The following is an 18,431-nucleotide window of genomic DNA, read 5'->3' on the forward strand; positions in this document are numbered from 1 at the left end:
GTGCAGCTCCGATACAGCTTCCGCGTTTACCCAACGCCTGGCCAGCAGGTCGCGTTGGCGCGGGCGTTCGGGTGCGCGCGGGTGGTGTACAACGATGGGCTACGCCTGCGCCAGCTCGCACACGCTGCCGGACTGCCCTATATCAGGGACGCGGCGCTGCAAACCCAGGTGATCACCGAGGCGAAGAGAACCCCGGAACGGGCCTGGTTGGCGGAGTCTTCGTCGGTGGTGCTGATCCAAGCGTTGGGGGATCTCCATACCGCGTACCGGAACTTCTTCGCCTCGGTCGCTGGGAAACGAAAAGGCCCGAAGGTCGCGGCACCGAAATTCCGGTCTCGCAAGGATCATCGTCAGGTGATCCGGTTGACCCGCAACGGCTTCTCGTTGCGGGTCAACCGGAAGTTGTACGTTGCGAAAGTCGGAGAACTCGCGGTCCGTTGGAGCCGGGAACTACCGTCGGATCCCTCTTCGGTGTCGATCATCAAGGACGCGGGGGGCCGGTATTTCGCGTCGTTCGTGGTGTACGGCGACGACCATCCGTTGCCTCCTGCGGAGTCCGAGGTCGGTATCGACTTGGGGCTGACCACGTTCGCGGTCCTATCGGACGGCAAGACGATCGCGTCGCCGAAATTTCTGCGGCAGGCCGAACGGCGCTTGAAGAAGGCGCAACGATCGTTGTTCCGCAAACAGAAGGAGTCGAAGAACCGCGCCAAGGCGCGGGTCCGCGTCGCAAAAGCGCACGCGAAGGTGGCCGATACGCGCAGGGGGTGGGCGCACCAGCATTCGACACGGATCATCCGCGACAACCAAGCGGTGTTCGTCGAAGACTTGTGCGTGAAGGGCTTGGCCCGGACCCGGTTGGCGAAGTCGGTTCACGATGCCGGGTGGGGAATGTTCGCCCGGATGTTGGAGGAGAAGGCCGCTCGATACGGGCGCACTTTCGTCAGGGTCGACCGATTTTTCCCGTCGACGCGTTTGTGTTCGGTGTGTGGGGTGGTCAGCGAGAAGAAGCCGTTGCATATCCGGGAGTGGACGTGTGGGTGCGGATCTGTCCACGACCGCGATGTGAACGCGGCGATCAACATACTCGCGGCCGGACGGGCCGAGAGTTCAAACGCCTGCGGAGGGACCGTGAGTCCTGCCGCGTAGCGGAAGGCAAGTCCCTGTGAAACAGGAACCCACCGTAGAACCGCGAGGTTCAGGAGGAATCCCGGTCGTTCACGGCCGGGAGGACGTCAATGCATCGAGAATGTGGCTTCTTGCTGTGGTGTGCGCTATCGTTGCCGCGCTGAATGGTGCCCAGGCATCGGCCGATCCGGGGGCCTATGTGGTGGGCGAGGCGCCGCTGGGTGGCAGGTCCGCTCAGATCGATGTGTACTCGCCCGCGATGGGGCGGGTTATCCAGAACAACGTGATCAAAGCGGCGGGGGCCGGAGCGCCCACGCTGTATCTGCTCACCGGGGCAGGTGGCGGGGCGGACGGGATCTCGTGGTGGGAGGACACCGACGTCCGCGACTTCTTCGCCGACAAGTTCGTGAATGTGGTGATGCCGGTCGGCGGCGCGTTCACGCTCTACACCGACTGGATCTCCGATGACCCCGGCGTCGGCCGGGTGCGGTGGGAGACGTATCTGACCCAGGAGTTACCCGGGGCGATCGACGGCGCGCTCGATACGAGTGGGCGCAATGCCATCGCCGGAGTGTCGATGAGCGCGTCGTCGGCCTTGGACCTGGCTATTCAGAGTGGTTCGCGGTTTTCCGCGGTGGCGGCGCTGAGTGGTTGCCCGTGGGCTTCGGACCCGTTGGGAATCGCGATGGCCAGCGCGCAGGCGGTGCGTGGTGGCGGGAATCCTGGAAACATGTGGGGGCTTCCCGGCGGGCCGGGGTGGCGGGAGCACGATGTGTTCGCCAATGCCGGACGGCTCGCGGGCAAGAAGATTTTCCTGTCCGCCGCGACGGGCTTGCCCGGCCCGCGGGACCGCGGTTTGCCCATGCCGCCGATCGAAACTCTCGCGGGAGCGTGCACAGCCGCTTTCGCCGGGCGGCTCGCACAGTTGGGGATCCCGGCCGTGCACGTGCACCGGCCGACCGGGTCACACACCTGGGGACAGTTCGAGGCCGACCTGCACGAAGCCTGGCCGCATCTGGCCGGCGCGCTCGGATGAGCCGACCGGCGGCCTCACCTCTCGACAGCCTCCTGCTTCGCCTCCACTCCAACCGCGATGTCGATCTCGTTGTCGCGCTGGCTTCTTCGGGACCACCATTGCAGTAGCCCGATGCCGACCAGCGCTAGCAGAGCGGTGGTGAGACTGATGGACAGGCCGGGCGGACGCCAGGTGACGGTGAGCGTCGTATTGTGGGTACCGGGCGGAATATCCACCGCGACAAAGGTTCCCGCGACGGCCCGAACAGGGATCTCGCTGTTGCCGAGGGTGGCTGTGTAGCCGGGCCAGGCCAGGCGGGACAACACCACGCGGCCGCCGGTCCCGGACGAGACGGTGGCGCGGTTGGTGAGGCCCGCTTCGGGCATGACGGTGGCGTGGACGCCGGATTCGTGGGCGATCAGATCGCCGGGGGAGGGCAGCGGGTTGACCCGTTCCAGCACCCAGATCTGGTGTTCGTGGCCGGGGTAGTGGACGAATCGCCAACCGGCCGGGGCGGGTTCGGTGCCTGCGTTGGGATACTGACTGCGTTGCAGGACAACGCGATCCATCCGCATCAAGTCGACGATCGGGGTATCGGTCGACGGTTCGACAGCGAAGACCCGCTTGTACGCGTCGGGGCAGGTGCCGCCGTCCCACGCCATGCACAGCAACCCGGCGAATGCCGCGTGCCCGACGGGCGTATACCCGTTCACGTATTGCAGACCGAGGTTCTTGGCATAGCTGCCCAGCGCGATGGAGCCGTAAGTGCCTGCGAGGGTTCGCTCTTCGTCGCGCACCATGATCCGGTCCGCCAATTGCAATGTGCGCCCGCCGAAATCGGGGAACGCGTCCCTCATCTCCGAGCGGCGTTCGGGGAACCCGTAGGACATCGGGGTCTGCGGCGCCGACGCCACCTGGGCGAACGCGATCGGGAACGTCGCGACAATCGTCAACACCGCCGCGGCGGCGATCCCGCGGGTGCGCGCCAGCCACACCACCCCGGCCCCGAGCCCGACCACCACGAACACCGCGAGCGCATGGCGTTCGACGAGTTTCGGTGCGGCGGAGAACGATCGGATGAACAGCAACGCGATCAGCGCGCCCGCCGCCGCGTATCGCCGCCGCGACGGCGCGAAATCCCCGTAGCGACTGATCAGCACACACACCAGCACCAGCAGTGCGATCGCGAGCATCGGCAACACCCGCGCCGGCCACCGCAGCGGACCGATCGCGCCGGGCCCGGCTGTCCACATCAGGGTCGCCACCGCGAACAGCGCGATGCCGCTCCACGAGGCGGCGGCGCGCGCGGCGGCCTTCCAGTCGATGAACGCGAGCGCCGGGATCACGAACCACGCGATGTAGACCATCGGTAGTGGCTGCACATGGCCCCACCACGCGGTGAACGCGGGCACGGTGCTGGGCAGGCTCGCATTGAGCGATTCCGACCACGGCACGGTCAGGAAGGGGTCGTTGTGGATGGTGGACACATCACCGCGCCAGGTGGCCTGCGAGGAGAGCAGGATCGGCAGGTTCGCGATCATCGAGGCGAGTGCCGCGAGCCCGGCGGCGGCGAGCATCCGCAGCACCGGCGCCCACTTGCGCTGATACAGATACTCACCCGCGGCCACGGCGGCGATCATCAGCCCGGATTCGACTGCGGGAAAGGCATATTGGACTGTGAGCGCCAGATAGAGGAATACGAACAGCGGTATCGGCCCGGTGCGTCCCCTGGCGTAGAGCACTGCCGAGGCCCACGCGTGCACCAGCCAGGTGGTGCCGGTCTGCGAGGTGAACCAGCTGGCCTCGTCGAAGAACAGGAACCAGCCGCTGAACGGAAACGCCACTCCGGCGACCGCGGCCCACGGCGCGCGGGCACCGTAGGCCAGGCAGATGCGGAACACGCCGAGCGCGGCGATCGCGGAGAACACGAACTTCACGGCGGTCGCGTACAGCGCGAGATTGTCGAACGAGGGCGCGAGCAGGTACACCAGCAACTGCGCGGGGTTGTAGAGCCCGGCCTCCTCGAGGCTGTAGTTGCCCGCCATCCATTCCCACGGCACCATCGCCGGGAATCGGCCCGCACGCAATTCGGCACCGAGCAACTGCCACATCGGCACGTATTGCGCCTCGGTGTCGTCGGTATAGAAGTGCCGCGAATCCCCCAGTAGTACAGCGAGATACCCGACCAGCACGGCGGCGATCACCACACCGGCCCATCGCACGACTTGTTTTCGCGGTTCGAGCGCCGCGTGTACCCACACGAGCGCGGGAGCTTAGGGCATGGAGATGAATCGGACAATAGCGCCCGGTGTCCACGCGGTAGTGGTGGACGTTTGTCCAGCTCAGATATGGTTAGGGTGGGGTTTGATAGCATGGCGAAACCCGAGCAGGACCCTTCGAGAGAGTCGTCAATTGCAGTTCGAAATCGTCGAGCGGGACGAGACCTGGGTGGCCGGTCTTCCGGTCCGCAGTCCCAAACGCGCACTCGGTGAGCTCCGCGACCGTGACCTCGAAGCGGCATGGTCAGCGGTTCTGCATCAGGATCTGGGCGGGCCACTGGCCAGCGCCTATACCGACTACACCGGCGAGCTGAGCACCTACAACACCCAGATCGTGGGTTATCAGTGCGATTCGCTCGAGCAGGTCACTCGTGGACATCTGGCGGCCCGGCTGCCGCGCGGCAGCTACGCGCGCTTCTCCTCGGTCGGTAACTTCCCGCAGGTGATGACGGATCTGTGGACCCAGATCGCCTACGCCGAAGAGCACAACCAGATCAAGCGCACCTTCACCGGCGATTTCGAGTGCTACCCGCACGCCTACAAGATCGAGCTGTACCTGGCGGTCGACCCGCGATGACCTATTCGATCGTGGTCCGTGGCGCGGCGCTGTACGGCGGCCTCGCGGTGCCGAGGGTGCACCCGAGCTTCAAGGTGAGCAACAGCGACCTGATCGAGTTCCTCAAGGACCGGCTGCGCGACCGGCCCGGCACCGGCGAACCGCTGCACACGGTCTATGTCCCCGACCCGGCGGGCAACTGGAACGCGCTGGTCGCGCGCGAATACGCGTCCCCCGCCGACGTACCGGTCGGCGATCTCGTGCTGCGTGTCCCCAGGGGCATCTACGCCCGTTTCGCGCCCAACGGTGACTACCACGACCCGGTGGAAGACGTCTGGGCACAGGTCGACGACGCGACGGCGTCGGCCGAGATCTCCCGCGCCTACCGCGAGGAGATCGAAGTGTGGCACGGCCCCGACACGGTGGAACTGTTCGTGTCGATCACCGCTGATAGCTGAAAGTTAGCCGAATTCGAACCGATCGGTCTGGAATCGGTCGCCTTCCGCACATTCACCCATTCTGACCTGGGATTATTTCAACTGGCTCAGAAGGTTACCGGAAAATTAGCCACTCGTATGGTGCATTCCTGTGGAATGACGGATACTGCGTAGGAAAACTTTGGCTGGTCGGACAAAGCCGACGTGGGTGTAGGTACGGAGTTCTATGAGGGTGTCTGCTCACACCGGCTCGGATCACCGGGTGGTTGGCGCGAATGCGGGCGGGTTGCGGTACCTCGACAGCATTTCCGGATGTCATGTCCGCATCTGTTCGCCCGAGGAAGATCCGGCACTGTGGGACCAGTACCTCGCGGGTGCGCTGAATGGTTACCGGCACTACGGAGTTCAGGACGCGCTCGATGTCGAATCCCTCGCCGACGGCCGTTCGACGACTTTGTTCCTCGTCGCGATCGACCCCGACGGCTCGGTGGTGGCAGGCGTGCGCGCGCACGGGCCACACGCGAGCGCCGATGACATCCCCGGGTTCCACCCGTGGATCGGCACTCCCGGCGAGGCCGCGTTGCGCGCGTCCGTCGACGCCAAGGTGCCCAGCGGCATCGTCGAATCCAAGGGCGGGTGGTCGACGCGGTCGGTCCCGCGCAGGCCGGAACTCGGCGCGCTGGTCGCCCGCGGCGTCGTGCACGTCACCTGGCTGCTCAACGTGCGGTACGGCTTCGGCGTGAGCCCCATCCACCAGCTCGATTCCTACCAATCCAGTGGTGCGCGTCCCGATCCCGGCATTCCCGCCGTGTCCTACCCGGACGAGCGGTACACCACCGTGCCCGTGTGGTGGGATCTGTCCGACCTCTCGGCGGCGACGCAGACGCAGCACGACCTGATCACCGCCGAGCGCGCGCAATTGCTCGAAGCGCGACGCCCATGAGCGGAGATCTCCCGCCCGCCGACATCTTCCGGCCGTCGGTGCTCGATGACGGTGTCCCCGCCGACGCGGCCGAGCTGGCCCGGCTGCGGGAGCTCCCCGGCCTCTCGGTGGTCGATCTGCGTCCGGCGATGCGATCGGAGCTGGCCCGGCTCAAAGCCGCACCTGACGCGGATCCCGCCGAAGATCGCTGGGTGTACTACCCGTGGCGGTCGTCGCTGGTGGCCATCGTCGGTGTCGGCGCGTTTCGCGCGATCAGACAGGACCGCAACCGGAACAAGCTGACCGTCGTCGAGCAGCGGCAGCTTCGCGGACAGTCGGTCGGCGTCATCGGGCAGAGCGCGGGGCACGAGATCGCCTACGTGGTCGCGCTGGAGGGCGCCTGCGGGCTGCTGCGGATCGCCGACTTCGACACCGTCGAACTGTCGAATCTGAATCGAATTCCCGGTGGTCTGTTCGACATCGGGCTCAACAAGTGCGTCGTCACCGGTCGGCGGATCGCCGAACTCGATCCGTACCTGCCCGTCGAGATCTTCCCGGCAGGCGTAGACGAGTCCTCGATGGACGAATTCCTGACCGGTGTCTCGGTGGTGGTCGAGGTCTGCGATTCCCTCGACGTGAAGCTCGCCGCGCGCGAGGCGGCACGGCGACACCGCATCCCGGTGCTGATGGAGACCAACGACCGAGGTCTGTTCGACGTCGAGCGATTCGATCTCGAACCCGATCGGCCGCCGTTCCACGGCCTGCTCGGCGATACGACGCGAGCCGACCTGCGCGGCCTGTCGAACAGGGACAAGGCCCCGCACGTGATGCGGATTCTCGATCCGAATCAGCTCTCGGCACGGCTGGCCGCCAGCCTCACCGAAATCGACGAGACGGTCACCACCTGGCCTCAGCTCGGCAGCGATGTCGGGCTCGGCGCGGCCATCATCGCCACCGCGGTGCGCCGGATCGGCCTCGACCAGGCGCTGCCGTCCGGTCGAATTCGCGTCGATCTGGAGCACGAGCTCGACGGACTCGGCGAGCCCGATCGCGGTGACCGGATGCTCGCGGCAGGCGCCGCACCGCTCATCGAGCTCGACGAGCCGAACACGCCGATCGCACGCATCCTGCACAGCATCGAACGCGCACCCTCTGGCGGCAACGCGCAGCCGTGGGTGGTGCGGTTGGACCGCTCCGCGGTGCACCTCGCCGTCGACCCGACACGCACTTCCGGGATGGATATCGGGTTCAGGGGCAGCGCGGTGGCGCTCGGCGCAGCCCTCTACAACGCGCGTGTCGCCGCCGCAGCTCAGGGTTTGCTGGGCGCGCACGAGATCGCGCTCGGCGGTCCGGCTCCGGTGTCGGCCGTCCTGTATCTCGGTGCGCGCACCGACCCGGAATTGGCCGCCGATTACCCGGGGATGCTCACGCGCGCCACCAACCGGCACCTCGGCGACCGCCGTCCACTCGGGCCGGAAGTGCTTGACGCACTCGCCGTTTCAGCTGCGGCGGAAGGCGCGACCGTGCGCGGGGTCGCCGATCGCGCCGGGCTCGGCGAGGCCGCGGAACTGCTCGCCGAATCCGACCGTGTCCGGTACCTGACACCCCGATTACACGCGGAGATGTTCGGCGAATTACGTTGGCCCGCTGATGATTTGCGTACCGGCCTCGACCTGCGAACCATGGAGCTGGCCGCCGACGAGCACGCCAAGCTGCATATCGGCGGGCGCGCCGACGTGATGGCCTACCTGCGGGATTGGTCCGGTGGAGCGGCGCTGGGTGACTACGCGCAGCAGCGGATTTCGTCCAGTTCCGCACTGATCGCGGTCACGTGTCCAGGCGGGGCCGACGCCGATCTGACCGATTACGTGCGCGGTGGTTCGGCGCTCGCGCGGGTGTGGATTGCCGCGCAGAAGCTGGGCCTGGCGGTCCAGCCGATGTCGCCGGTTTTCCTCTACGTCCGCGACGACAACGATTTGCGCAACGTATCCGCTGGATTCACAGATACACTGGCCTCGATCCACAAACGGTTCTCCGCACTGATGGGAATTCCCGGGCACGAGACGGTCACGGCAGTATTACGACTGAGCTATGCGCCCGCGCCGACAGTGCGGAGCGCCAGGCTCCCGGTACTCGGTTCAGGGAACTGACAGATAGCACGATCGGAGAAACGGTGCCTCGGCGAAACCTCGACTCGTTGGTGACGCAGGTCGCCTCGGAGTTGATGGGTGTCGACGCCACGACCATGGTCGTGGCCAGCGAACGCGTCCTCGCGAGCCTGGTCGACTACTTCGACGTGGAATTCGCCTACCTGCGCCACACCGTGCGCGAACTGCGCCAGACGGTACTGATCGCCGAGTGGCCGCGCCGGCCGTACGTGCCGGAGCCCGACCCGTTGCGCGTCATCGAGTTCGCCGAGGCCGATTCGCTGTTCCTGGCCAGTGAGAACGCCGTCGAGCCCATCATCGTGAGCCGAGGCGACGAATACCCCGACTATCAGGAGATGATCCGGCAGAGCACCGGTATGCCCTCGATGGTGACCGCGTGCGTCCCGTTGGTCTCGCGCGGGGTATCCACCGGCGCGCTCGGCTTCGTCCGGCGCGGGGATCGCGCGTGGACCACTCGTGAGGTCAATGTGCTCAAGGCGATCGCCGCCTTGTTCGCGCAGTTACAGGCACGGGTGGAAGCCGAGGACCGGCTGCGCTACATCGCCTCGCACGACGATCTCACCGGCCTGGCGAATCGCCGCGCGCTGCTCGAGCACATGGAGGAACGGCTCGCGCCGGGCAACCACGGCCCGGTCGCGACCTTCTTCCTCGATCTCGATCGGCTCAAAGCGCTCAACGACTTCCTCGGCCACAACGCGGGCGACAATTTCATCCGCACGCTCGCGGCCAGGCTGCGCAAGAACTTCGGCCCCGAGGACATGATCGCGCGTCTCGGCGGTGACGAGTTCGTCATCGTGCCTGCCAAGACGATGGACGCGGTGGCCGCCGAGTTGGAAGCGAACAGGATTCAGGAGCTGGTCGGGCGGCGGGTCTCGGTCGGACAGGAATCGGTGAGCCGTGGCGTCAGCGTCGGTGTGGCGCTCGGCGTGCCCGGCGAGACGACGGTGTCAGACGTGCTGCGCCGTGCCGACCACGCGTTGCTCTCGGCGAAATCCGGTGGCGGCAACGGCATCGCGGTGTTCACCGACGCCATGCGGGTCCAGTTCGAATTACAGGACGACGTCGAGGTCAACCTGCGCAGCGCGGTGTCCGACGGGTCGATGGTGCTGCACTATCAGCCCGAGGTCGACCTGCGCACCGGACGGATCGTGGCGCTGGAAGCGCTGGTTCGCTGGCAGCATCCGACCCGTGGACTGTTGCCGCCGGGCGCGTTCGTCGCCGTCGCCGAGGCCACCAACCTGGCGGGCGAGCTCGGTCGGTGGGTGATCCGTTCGGCCTGCTCGCAATTCGCCGACTGGCGCCGCCGTGGGCTGGCCGCCAATGTGGTGATCCGGATCAATGTGTCGCCGGTCCAGCTGGTCAGCGCCGACTTCGTCGAGCGTATCGAGGACATTCTTCGCCTGTACGGCATCGATGGCAGCTCGGTCTGCCTGGAGATCACCGAACACGTCGTTGTGCAGGACCTGGTGCGCACCAGGCTCACCCTGCGCGGCCTCAAACGGATGGGCGTGCAGATCGCCATCGACGATTTCGGTACCGGCTACAGCTCGCTCTCGCATCTCAAGGCGCTGCCCGTCGACGCCGTGAAGATCGACCGCGGATTCGTGCAGCGGCTCGGTGACAGCGACGACGACCTGGCGATCGTGAAATCGATCATCGGGTTGGCCGGGTCGTTCGGCCTCGGCGTGGTCGGCGAGGGTGTGGAGACGCCGATGGCGGCCAGAACGTTGGTCGGCCTCGGCTGCTACCGCGCGCAGGGTTTCCTCATCGCCCGGCCGATGCCGGGTGAGGAAGTCGAAGCGCACCTGCGTGAGGGCCGTATTCCGCTCGACCTCGACCTGCCGCGGGCGGGCCGGGGCGTGGCGTCGAGCTGAATCGCGGCGATGCCGTCCGACGATTGGCTTCTGGTGGAGACCCTCCTCTCCGATGGTGAACCGACGGTGGTCGCCGCCGGGGCGCACCCGAGGCACTGGTCAGGGCTCGGCTCGTTGCGTCGCGTTCTCGGGCCTTCCCGAGCGCGGATCGCGGCGGAGGCCGTGCGGCTTTGCGCCGCGGGCGGGGGATCACAGCGTGTGGTCGAGGCGGACACGCTGGTCGTGGCCGAGCCGGTGCCGTGCGCGTTCGGCGGCGTCCACGGGGTGCGGCTGTGGGCAGGGGCCGTCGATACGCCGATCCAGCCACCGAGACTGGTCGCCGCGTGGGACTGGGAAGCCGACACCGAACTCGCCCATCACGGACCGGGGCTGGAGGAACTCGTCTTCGCCAGGGATCCCGAGCAGGTGCGGGTGATCCGCACCCCGCCCGAAGCGTTCGGCCGGATGGCGCGCTTCGACGGCCGTATCGACTACTTCGCGATGGTCGCGCGAATCGACGACGGTGGACAGTGGCAAGGCGAGGTCGACATGGCCGGTGACGACGACGAGGTCCGCCACTTCCAGATGATCACCAGGGCGGTGCCGTCGCACCGCCGGATCAGCGCGCTGATGCACGCGATCCCCGAACTCGACACCGCACAGCCCGCCGCCGATCCCGACGCGGCCATGCTGCGCGCGGTCTCGCAACGCAGCGGCGTCGGCGTCGGCATCATCGAGCTGACCAGCGCGCTCATCTACGAGTGGGCCGGTCCGCCGCCCCCGCCGCTGGATCGCTGGTTGGTGGAGCGCCCCGCCATCGACCCCGGTGATCTGGCCGCGCTGCGGGCCGCGTGTCACGATCTGGCCCGTACGCCCGGCATCACCCGGCGGCTGGCGCTGCGGGTGCGGTTCGCGCAGGGGGAGTGGGTCGCGGCGCATGCCGAATTGGTCGCCGTGAGCGCGGCGGCGTCCGGGCACGGGCTGCTTCGGGTCTGGTCGGCCGACGCGGGCCGATCCGCCTGATCCCGGCCGCCCCGGTCGCCGTAAGCACCCATGAGGCGCATCTTTCGACGCTGTTCACCTGCTGTTCTTCGGGCAGGACCCGTAGGTAACCCGCGCGGCGCGACGATCGGCGTGTGCGCATCGTGCAGCTAGCCAATTTCTATGGCCCGCGATCGGGTGGGTTGCGCACTGCCCTGCACCACCTCGGTGAGGGATATGTGGCGGCCGGGCACGAAGTGGTGCTGATCGTGCCGGGGTCGCGTCGTTCGGAAGAGGTGCTGCCCACGGGCGCACTGCGAATTACTTTGCCCGCGTTGGGAATTCCATGGACCGGTGGTTATCGGGCGGCTGATCCGCGGCGGGTGGCCGATGTGCTGTCCGGGCTGTCGCCGGATGTGCTCGAGGTGTCGGACCGGCTCACCTTGCGCGGTTTCGGCCGGTGGGCGGGGCGTCGCGGGGTGGCGAGCGTGATGATCTCGCACGAGCGCCTCGACCGGCTGCTCGGCCAGTTCCTGCCCGGACCCGCCGCGCGCCGCTGCGCCGACGTCGCCAACCGGCGCACGGCCGCCGACTACGACATGGTCGTGTGCACCACCGACTTCGCGCGCGAGGAGTTCCTGCGGATCGGTGCGCCGAACGTGGAACTGGTGCCACTGGGTGTCGACCTCGACCTGTTCAGCCCGCGCCGCCGTGACCTCGGCCTGCGCGCCGATCTCGGTGTCGACGGATATCCGATGCTGGTGCACTGCGGACGGCTGTCGGTGGAGAAGCGCGTCGACCGCAGCATCGAAGCGGTCGGCGCCCTGCACCGGGCCGGGGTGCCCGCTCGACTGGTCATCGCAGGCGACGGCCCGCGCCGTGAGTCACTCGAACGCCGGGCCCGCACCCTGCCCGCCCTGCCAGGTGGAGAACCGGCGGTCCACTTCACCGGCTTCATCAACGAACGCGCGATGGTGGCGAAACTCCTTGCCACCGCGGATGTTTCACTGGCGCCGGGCCCCCACGAAACTTTCGGCCTCGCCGCCCTGGAGGCCTTGGCCGCGGGCACCCCGGTCGTGGCGAGCCGCTCCTCCGCCCTCGCCGACATCGTCACCGTCGAATGCGGAGCCATCGCCGCCGACCGCCCCCGCGCCTTCGCCCAGGCCGTCACCGACGTCCTGGCCATGCCCACCTACGGCCGCCGCCGAGCCGCCCGCTCCCGCGCCGAACAGTTCGGCTGGCCGCGCGCGGTCGCGGGGATGCTGGCGGTGCTCGGGCGCTGAGCGCGGTCAGGCTTCGGCGGACCTGGCGGCCAGGACGGCGTCGTAGAGCTCGCGGCGGGAGGCGCCCCGGCCCGCGGAGACTTCGGCGCACGCGTCCTTGAGTCGCATACCCCCGGCCACCAAAGTCTCTACCTCGTCGACCAATTCGGCGGGCTCGGCCGAAACCGGTTGGGAGCCTTCGAGAACCACGGTGATCTCGCCGCGGGCGCCGTCGGCGGCCCAGGCGGCCAGTTCGCCGAGGGTGCCGCGGACGACTTCCTCGTAGGTTTTGGTGAGTTCGCGGCAGATGGCGGCGCGGCGGTCGGGGCCGAGGACGGTGACCGCGTCGGTCATGCAGTCCGCGAGGCGGTGGGGGGCTTCGAAGAAGACGACGGCGCGCTGCTCGGATGCCAAGGTGCGCAGCCACTCTCGTCGCTGCCCGCCCTTGCGGGGGGCGAAACCGTCGAAACAGAAGCGTTCCACCGGCAGGCCGGACAGGGCCAGCGCGGTGGTGACAGCGGACGGGCCCGGCAGACAGGTGACCGGGAGATCGCGTTCGACGGCGGCGGCGACCAGGCGGTAGCCGGGGTCGCTCACCGACGGCATGCCCGCGTCGGTCACCAGCAGGACGGTCAGGCCGCTCGCGATGTCGTCGAGCAGGGCGGGGATGCGGGCGGTTTCCACGTGGTCGTAGAAGCTGACCACGCGGCCGGTGATCTCGACACCGAGCGCCTTCGCCAGCGATTTCGTGCGGCGGGTGTCTTCGGCGGCGACCACGTCTGCCGAACCGAGCGCGTCGCGCAGTCGCTGGGACGCGTCGCCGATGTCACCCATCGGGGTAGCCGCTAAGACCAACACAGTGTTGTCCCGCCTCTCCGGTATCTTGGGCCGCAGGCGAGCGGCGAGCGGCACATGCAGGTGACGCCCGACCATTCTGTCAGGTCACCGGGGTGCGGCGATCGGCCGTATGTGATGGGGAACAGGGGCGGCAGTGTCGGGTCGGACTTCGTTGGGCGTACCGCCTACGATCGGGGCGTGATCCCGGTGACCGATGAGCGCGCGATGCCCCCGTCGCGTCCCGTGTCGGCGTTGGTCAGCCCCGCACCGCTGCGCCCGGCCCCCGATTTCGGCCCGCTCGACACCGCGCGTGGCTGGGTGGTCACCGCGGCGCTCACCTTCATCGCCGCGCTGACCAGGTTCGCCAACCTGAACTATCCCACCGACGCGCGCACTCCCGTCTTCGACGAAAAGCATTACGCCCCACAGGCCTGGCAGATGGTCACCGGCGGCGGCGTGGAGGACAACCCCGCCTACGGCCTGGTCGTGCACCCACCCGTCGGCAAACAGTTCATCGCCATCAGCGAGGCGATCTTCGGCTACAACGCCTGGGGCTGGCGCGGCACCGCGGCACTGGCGGGCACGATCCTGGTGCTGCTCGTGGTGCGGATCGTGCGCCGGATGTCCCGGTCGACGCTGATCGGCGCGTTCGCGGGCGTACTGCTCATCGCCGAAAGCCTGACCTTCGTCTCCTCGCGCATCGGCATGCTCGACATCTTCATGTCGCTGCTGGTCACCGCGGCTTTCGGCTGTCTGATAGTCGACCGCGACGAGGTGCGCGAGCGCATGGCTCGCGCGGATCTGGCCGGGCGGGTCGGGATCTCGGACTGGGGTCCGCGACTCGGCGTGCGCTGGTGGCGGTTCGGCGCGGGTGTGCTGCTCGGGCTGGCGTGCGGCACCAAATGGTCGGGCATCTACTACATCATGTTCTTCGGCCTGCTGAGCGTGGCCTTCGACGTGAGCGCGCGACGCGCGTACGGGGTGCGCAAGCCGTGGCTGGGCACCCTGATCCGCGATGTGGGGCCCGCGCTGTACGCGCTGGTGGTGATCCCGCTGGTGGTGTACCTGTCCTCGTACTGGGCGTGGTTCGCCAGCGAGAGCGGGGTGTTCCGGTACGCGGTCGGCAACCAGGTCGGCAGCGGTGGCGCGTTCGCGTTCCTGCCCGACGCGCTGCGCTCGCTCTGGCACTACCAGGGCGAGACACTCGACTTCCATTCCAGCCTCACCAATTCGGCGGGCAACCACCACCCGTGGGAATCCAAGCCGTGGACCTGGCCGATGGGCCTGCGCCCGATGCTCTACTACTACGCCGACGGCACCGTCACCGGTTGCGGCGAAGCGCAGTGCGTGAAGGCCGTGATGGCCGTCGGCACACCCGCGCTGTGGTGGCTGGCGCTGCCGCTCATCGGCTGGATGGCGTGGCGTTCGATCGTGCGCCGCGACTGGCGCTACGCGGCGGTGCTGGTGGGGTACGGCGCCGGGCTGCTGCCATGGTTCCTCACCCTGGACCGGCAGATGTACTTCTTCTACGCGGTGGTGCTCGCGCCGTTCCTGGTGATGGGGATGGCGCTGGCGCTCGGCGACATCCTCGGGTCGGCGAGACCCGCGGGGATACCGCGCAGTCCGACGGGCACCTATCTGCCCGCCCCGGTGAACGAGCGGTACGCGCTCGGATTGCTGATCGTGAGCATCTATCTGGGCCTGGTGATCGCGAACTTCGTCTGGCTGTGGCCGATCCTCACAGGGCAGGCCATCACGCCACAGAACTGGCAAGACCACCTCTGGCTGCCGAGCTGGCGGTAGGAGCGGGGAAGTCAGTCCAGGGCGCGGTGGACGAACTCGATCGCGTCCGAGTCCGCCAGCCCCAACCGGCGGATGGTCGTGACGTAGTCGACGGCGGCGCGGCTGGCGATGTCGCGGGTGGGGTCGCCGGAGGAGGCGATGAAAGAGCCTTGGCGGCCACGGGTTTCGAGCACGCCGTCGGCTTCCAGTTCGCGGTAGGCGCGGGCCACGGTGTTGGGGGCGATGCCCAGGTCGGCGGCCAGCGCGCGGACCGTGGGGATCTTGGTCCCCGCGGTGAGCGTGCCCGCGCGGACCTGTTCGATCACCGCCATTCGCAGCTGCTCGTACGGCGGTTGGCTGGAATCGGTGGACAGCTCGACGTGGAACACGATGCTCACACCTCGTCTCGGGACAGCGGGCAGGACATACAGCGGGGGCCGCCGCGGCCGGAGCCCAGCTCCGAGCCGCTGATGGTGACCACCTCGATACCCGCCTCGGTCAGGCGCGAGTTGGTCATCTCGTTGCGTTCGTAGGCCACGACCACGCCGGGCGCGAGGGCGAGGGTGTTGTTGCCGTCGTCCCACTGTTCGCGTTCGGCGTCGGGTCCCTCGCGGCCGGTGTCGATCACACGCAGCTTCGCGATGCCCATCGCCGCGGCGGCGGCGGGCAGGAAGGGCTCGGGCCCGCTGATGCTGATGCGTTCGAGGTCACCGCGCCCGGTGAAGCCGTCCTCGCGGCGGATCGTGAACGCCTCCAACGATTTCCGCACGCCGGGATACATCACCACCGCGTCGGTGTCGACCATGGTGCAGACGGTGTCCAGATGCATGGTCGCCCGGTTCTGCGCGATCGGCACCACCAGGACGGTGTGCGCGAGATCGTCATCGAACAGGCTGCGCGCCAGCGCTTCCGCGCCCGCCGGCGTGGTCCGCTCGCCGACACCAACGGCGACAACACCTTTGGCGAGCAGCAGCACATCGCCGCCCTCGATCGGCGCGGTATGCGATTCGTAGGCCCTGCGCACGCCGAGGAAGCGCGGATGGAACGCGTAGACGAGATCGGTGATGGAGGTCTCGCGGCTGCGGGCGGGCAGCGCCAGCGAGGTGATCGCGACCTTCGGGCCGACCCAGAACGAGGAATCGCGGGTGAACAGCAGATTCGGCAGCGGGTCGACGACGAAATCGCCGCCGTGGTGCATCCGCCGCACCAGTGAGGCGGCGTCGGGGCCGAACGGCAGCTCGTCGAAGGTCATCCCGGCCATCAGGATGTCGGCGAGCTCGCCTGCGTCGAATTTGCGCAGTTCGGCGGCGAGCTGGTCGGCCAGGCCGTGGCCGAGCCTGCGGGCGTGGACTGCCGCCGAGATGCCCTGGATCCTGGCTGCCCCACTGGCGCTGAGGGTTTCGGTCAGCAGATCTGCCAGTAACAGCACTTCCACACCGCGGTCGCGCAGTACGGTGGCGAAGGCGTCGTGTTCGGCTTGCGCGCGTTCGACCCAGGGGATGCCGTCGAAAAGCAGTTGGTCATTGTTGCTCGGGGTGAGGCGGCGCAGTTCCGCGCCGGGGCGGTGCAGCAGCACCGTCCGTAGCCGGCCGACCTCGGAGGTGACGGTCAGGCGCGAGTCGGGGGCAGTTCCCATCTGCAAAATGTAATGCGAGAACGCCAGGTCGGCACGCTGCGACCCGCAGTCGCCGGGATGCGTGGCCCGTAGATGTTCGAGACCTGTCCACCCGGTCCGCCCATTTTCGTACACGACACGAATACCTGAAGTATTGTTGAGGTGGTAGTGGGAGGAGCTATAGATGACGACGGCCGATTGGCAAACGAAGGAGCTGACCCCCGGGCAGCTTTCAGATCGTAGTGGAGTTGCAGTGTCCGCGTTGCACTTCTACGAACGCGAAGGTCTCATATCGAGCCGTCGAACCAGTGGCAATCAACGTCGATATTCTCGCGAGACATTGCGTCGGGTCGCCTTCATTCGCATCTCGCAACGGGTCGGCATCCCACTCAGTGAGATTCGGTCGGCATTGGATCGGCTCCCCGAGGGGCGCACCCCGACGCGGCGTGACTGGGAGAACCTGTCGACGACCTGGCGTGAGGATCTCGACGACCGCATCACCCAGCTCGTGCGCCTGCGCGACAACCTGACCGGCTGCATCGGCTGCGGCTGTCTGTCGCTCGGCTCGTGCAAACTCGTCAACGAGCACGACCGGCTCGGCGCGGAAGGTCCCGGCGCGCGCGTGCTCGATGTGCAGGTGAACTGCCCGCCGAAATCCGGCTGCGTATAGCCCTTGTCGGACGCCTCGGGCATCATCGCGGGTATGACTTCTCTGGATGCCAAGGCGAAGACTCTGCTCGAACTGCACAGTCCGGGAAATCCGGTGGTGTTGCCGACCGTCTGGGACGCGTGGTCGGCGAATGTCGCTGTGGCCGCCGGTTTTTCGGGCTTGACCATGGGCAGCCATCCGGTTGCCGACTCGATCGGCCGGGCCGACGGCGAGGGCATGAGCTTCGATGAACTGCTCGCCCGCGTCGCCCAGGTCACCGGCTCGGTGGAGCTCCCGGTCTCGGTCGACATCGAATCCGGCTACGGCCTCGAACCGCTGCAGCTCATCGACGGCCTGCTCGCGGCGGGCGCCGTCGGCCTCAATATCGAGGACACGGTGCACAGCGAAGGCAAGCGCCTGCGTTCGCCCGCCGAACACGCCGACCTCGTGCGCGGCCTCCGCGAAGCGGCCGACGCGGCGGGCGTGCATGTCGTGGTCAATGCCCGCACCGACCTGTTCCTGCGCCAGGACGGCGAAGAGGCCGACCGCCTCGACCGCGCCATCGCTCGCCTGACCCTGGCCGCCGAAGCCGGTGCCGACGTTCTCTACCCCGTGGGCAAACACGCCGACGCCGACCTGCGCAGGCTCACCACCGACCTGCCGCTGCCGATCAACGCGATCGGCCAGCCGGGCACCCCGGCCAAGGATTACTTCGCTGATCTCGGCGTGGCCCGCATCAGCTTCGGCCCGTTCCTCCAGGCCGCACTGGGCGCCGAGGCGACCAACCTGCTCGCTGCCTGGAAATAGCACCTGAACTCGTGGTGGGGGCCGGGGGTAAGCCGGGGGGCCCCCGGCGGTAGGGGAGTACGTAGGGGGGGGGTTGGGCGGGGGTAAGGGGTGCGGGGGGGGGCGGGGGGGGGCGGGGGTGGCAGGGGTGGCCGGGGCTT

At 68.0% G+C, this 18,431-nt stretch carries 16 protein-coding genes; 12 read left to right on the forward strand and 4 right to left on the reverse strand.

The window, feature by feature from the left end:
- Positions 1-1,149, forward strand: coding sequence for an RNA-guided endonuclease InsQ/TnpB family protein (locus ACFWPK_RS06005; RefSeq protein WP_378913439.1), 1,149 nt, complete (start codon positions 1-3; stop codon positions 1,147-1,149).
- A 100-nt stretch (positions 1,150-1,249) separates the two neighbouring features.
- Positions 1,250-2,164 carry an alpha/beta hydrolase gene (locus ACFWPK_RS06010; RefSeq protein WP_378913440.1) on the forward strand — a complete coding sequence of 305 codons (915 nt, stop codon included), beginning with the start codon at positions 1,250-1,252 and terminating at the stop codon, positions 2,162-2,164.
- A 14-nt stretch (positions 2,165-2,178) separates the two neighbouring features.
- Here the strand turns inward: ACFWPK_RS06010 and ACFWPK_RS06015 are convergent, their stop codons facing one another.
- On the reverse strand, positions 2,179-4,365 hold the full coding sequence (locus ACFWPK_RS06015) for a hypothetical protein (protein WP_378913441.1): 2,187 nt from the start codon (positions 4,363-4,365) through the stop codon (positions 2,179-2,181).
- 190 nt (positions 4,366-4,555) lie between these two features.
- Between ACFWPK_RS06015 and ACFWPK_RS06020 the strand changes: the two genes are divergently transcribed.
- The 7 genes from ACFWPK_RS06020 to ACFWPK_RS06050 all read left to right on the forward strand — a co-directional run bounded on the left by ACFWPK_RS06020 (position 4,556) and on the right by ACFWPK_RS06050 (position 12,622).
- Complete coding sequence (locus ACFWPK_RS06020) at positions 4,556-4,999, forward strand: GyrI-like domain-containing protein (RefSeq protein ID WP_378913442.1); 444 nt, start codon at positions 4,556-4,558, stop codon at positions 4,997-4,999.
- Positions 4,996-5,436 carry an AraC family transcriptional regulator gene (locus ACFWPK_RS06025; RefSeq protein WP_378913443.1) on the forward strand — a complete coding sequence of 147 codons (441 nt, stop codon included), beginning with the start codon at positions 4,996-4,998 and terminating at the stop codon, positions 5,434-5,436. The genes ACFWPK_RS06020 and ACFWPK_RS06025 overlap by 4 nt, the downstream gene beginning before the upstream one ends.
- A gap of 205 nt (positions 5,437-5,641) precedes the next feature.
- Positions 5,642-6,358 carry a hypothetical protein gene (locus ACFWPK_RS06030; RefSeq protein WP_378913444.1) on the forward strand — a complete coding sequence of 239 codons (717 nt, stop codon included), beginning with the start codon at positions 5,642-5,644 and terminating at the stop codon, positions 6,356-6,358.
- Positions 6,355-8,487 (forward strand): Rv1355c family protein, encoded by a 2,133-nt coding sequence (locus ACFWPK_RS06035; RefSeq protein WP_378913445.1) that lies wholly within the window; start codon positions 6,355-6,357, stop codon positions 8,485-8,487. The genes ACFWPK_RS06030 and ACFWPK_RS06035 overlap by 4 nt, the downstream gene beginning before the upstream one ends.
- A 23-nt stretch (positions 8,488-8,510) precedes the next feature.
- Entirely contained in the window at positions 8,511-10,379 is a 1,869-nt protein-coding gene (locus ACFWPK_RS06040) for a putative bifunctional diguanylate cyclase/phosphodiesterase (RefSeq protein WP_378913446.1), read from the forward strand.
- A gap of 9 nt (positions 10,380-10,388) precedes the next feature.
- Positions 10,389-11,381: a GAF domain-containing protein gene (locus ACFWPK_RS06045; protein WP_378913447.1), complete on the forward strand. Its 993-nt coding sequence runs from the start codon at positions 10,389-10,391 to the stop codon at positions 11,379-11,381.
- Between the two features lie 113 nt (positions 11,382-11,494).
- Entirely contained in the window at positions 11,495-12,622 is a 1,128-nt protein-coding gene (locus tag ACFWPK_RS06050) for a glycosyltransferase (protein WP_378913448.1), read from the forward strand.
- Positions 12,623-12,628: 6 nt separating this feature from the next.
- On the opposite strand, the gene rsmI is transcribed toward ACFWPK_RS06050, so the two are convergent.
- A complete protein-coding gene (gene rsmI, locus ACFWPK_RS06055; protein WP_378913449.1) occupies positions 12,629-13,459 on the reverse strand; it encodes a 16S rRNA (cytidine(1402)-2'-O)-methyltransferase in 831 nt (276 codons plus the stop codon).
- Between the two features lie 177 nt (positions 13,460-13,636).
- Here rsmI and ACFWPK_RS06060 point away from each other — a divergent pair, with 177 nt between their 5' ends.
- The gene (locus tag ACFWPK_RS06060) at positions 13,637-15,241 is read left to right on the forward strand and encodes a dolichyl-phosphate-mannose--protein mannosyltransferase (protein ID WP_378913450.1); all 1,605 of its coding nucleotides are present in this window, start codon (positions 13,637-13,639) and stop codon (positions 15,239-15,241) included.
- Positions 15,242-15,252: 11 nt separating this feature from the next.
- On the opposite strand, the gene ACFWPK_RS06065 is transcribed toward ACFWPK_RS06060, so the two are convergent.
- Both ACFWPK_RS06065 and arcA read right to left on the reverse strand, forming a co-directional pair.
- Positions 15,253-15,618, reverse strand: a complete 366-nt coding sequence (locus ACFWPK_RS06065; RefSeq protein ID WP_378913451.1) for a GntR family transcriptional regulator — start codon at positions 15,616-15,618, stop codon at positions 15,253-15,255.
- Entirely contained in the window at positions 15,615-16,856 is a 1,242-nt protein-coding gene (arcA, locus tag ACFWPK_RS06070; protein WP_378913452.1) for an arginine deiminase, read from the reverse strand. The genes ACFWPK_RS06065 and arcA overlap by 4 nt, the downstream gene beginning before the upstream one ends.
- Positions 16,857-17,019: 163 nt before the next feature.
- Here arcA and soxR point away from each other — a divergent pair, with 163 nt between their 5' ends.
- On the forward strand, positions 17,020-17,505 hold the full coding sequence (soxR, locus tag ACFWPK_RS06075; protein ID WP_378913453.1) for a redox-sensitive transcriptional activator SoxR: 486 nt from the start codon (positions 17,020-17,022) through the stop codon (positions 17,503-17,505).
- A gap of 33 nt (positions 17,506-17,538) precedes the next feature.
- A complete protein-coding gene (locus tag ACFWPK_RS06080; RefSeq protein ID WP_378913454.1) occupies positions 17,539-18,291 on the forward strand; it encodes an isocitrate lyase/phosphoenolpyruvate mutase family protein in 753 nt (250 codons plus the stop codon).
- The last annotated feature ends 140 nt before the right edge of the window (positions 18,292-18,431 follow it).

The sequence above is a fragment of the Nocardia sp. NPDC058519 genome, assembly GCF_042719755.1.
In the GTDB taxonomy this organism is placed as follows: Bacteria; Actinomycetota; Actinomycetes; order Mycobacteriales; family Mycobacteriaceae; genus Nocardia.